Annotated in this window: 2 protein-coding genes; both read left to right on the top strand. The window is 70.9% G+C overall.

The genetic code is table 11. From position 1 onward, the window contains the following. Nucleotides 1-426 (top strand): hypothetical protein (locus AUC71_RS19715; RefSeq protein ID WP_158007850.1); only part of this gene is annotated, 426 nt, incomplete at its 5' end. Next, nucleotides 359-1,693 (top strand): DNA-packaging protein, encoded by a 1,335-nt coding sequence (locus AUC71_RS13260; RefSeq protein ID WP_083238375.1) that lies wholly within the window; start codon nt 359-361, stop codon nt 1,691-1,693. The genes AUC71_RS19715 and AUC71_RS13260, both read left to right, overlap by 68 nt. Nucleotides 1,694-1,740 lie beyond the last annotated feature (47 nt).

Consider the following 1,740-nt stretch of genomic DNA (forward strand, 5'->3'; position numbering starts at 1 on the left):
GAGCGCCAGCGCGCCGAAGGCTGGGTGCGCGTGGCGCCGTGCGTGAAGCGGCCGACGCGCTGGTCCGGACCGCGCGCGGGCGAGCCGCCGACCCCGTCGCAGCTGCGGCGCGGGCGGCTCAACAAGCGGCTCCACGCCATCCTCGACGCGAAGCTGACCGAGCTCGAGCTGCGCATGGCCGAGCGAAAGGACGGCCCGCAAAACGCCGCGGACACCGAGCGCGACACGCGCACGCTGACCGCGATCCTGCAGATCATCACCAAGCTCGGCGCGCTGGAAGACGCCGCGCGCGAAGCCAATAAACACGCCGACAACGCCAACGAGAACGCCGGCACAACCGGCGCGAGGACAGAAGACGATGCGGACCGCCTTCGCCGCGATCTTGCGGAACGACTTGCGCGTCTCTCGGGCAGCGGAGACCTTTGAGCGCCTCCTTGCGACGCATTCGGAACGCGATCTCGCGGCGCTGCACTACGATTTCTCGCTGTGGGCGCGGGAGGATCAGCTTCCGCCGGCCTGCGCTTCGAGCGGCTGCGACTGGACGACCTGGCTGATGCTGGGGGGCCGGGGCGCGGGCAAGACGCGGGCGGGGGCCGAATGGGTGCGCGCGCTCGCGGGCGACGCGCCGATATGCCGCATCGCGCTCGTGGGCGAGACTTTGGCGGACGCGCGCGCCGTGATGATCGAAGGCGTGTCCGGCCTGCTCGCCGTGCATCCGCCCGAGGCGCGGCCCCGTTACGAGCCCTCGAAGCGGCAGGTGCGCTTTGCGAGCGGCGCGGTGGCGCAGCTCTTCTCGGCGGAAGACCCGGAGAGTTTAAGGGGGCCGCAATTCTCCGCCGCCTGGTGCGACGAGCTCGGCAAATGGCGGCGGCCTTCGGAAACGTGGGACATGCTGCAATTCGGGCTTCGGCTCGGGAGCGCCCCGCGCCAGATGGTGACCACCACGCCGCGGCCGATCCCGCTGATCAAGGCGCTGCTCGCGGACCCGCGCTGCGCGGTGACGAAGGTGCCGACCGCAGCCAACGCGGCGAATCTGGCGCCGTCCTTTCTCTCGGCGATCGTCGGGCGCTATCGCGGTACCCGATTGGGGCGTCAGGAGCTCGAGGCGGAGCTGCTGGAGGACCGGCCGGATAGTTTGTGGCCGCGCGCGCTTCTGGAGCGCTGCCGGGTTGCGGCGGCGCCGGACCTTCGGCGTGTCGTGGTGGCGGTCGACCCGCCGGCCTCGCACGGGCTGCGCGCGGATGCTTGCGGCATCGTCGTGGCGGGGCGCGCGCCCGACGGACGCGCTTACGTGCTGGCGGATCTGACGCGCGAAGGTTTGCGGCCTCTGGACTGGGCGCGCCGCGCCATCGCCGCCTATCACGCGCACGAGGCCGACCGCATCGTGGTCGAGGTGAACCAGGGCGGCGACATGGTCGAGGCGGTGATGCGGCAAGTGGATGGGTCGGTGCCGGTTAAGCCTGTGCGCGCTTACCGCGGCAAGTTTCTCCGCGCCGAGCCGGTGGCGGCTTTGTACGAGCAAGGGCGCGTGTCCCATGTGGGCGCGTTGCCTCAGCTCGAAGACGAGATGAGCGATTTCGGCGCGGACGGTCTCTCCGGCGGGTCGAGCCCCGACCGCGTCGACGCGCTGGTCTGGGCGCTGACGGAGCTCTGCTTGCGGGACCGGTCGGAGCCGCGCGCGAGGTTTGTGTGAGTTGTTCTCAATGACTGTTCCTTGTCATGGCCGGGCTTGTCCCGGCC

It is taken from the genome of Methyloceanibacter marginalis (genome assembly GCF_001723295.1).
Classification (GTDB): Bacteria; Pseudomonadota; Alphaproteobacteria; order Rhizobiales; family Methyloligellaceae; genus Methyloceanibacter; species Methyloceanibacter marginalis.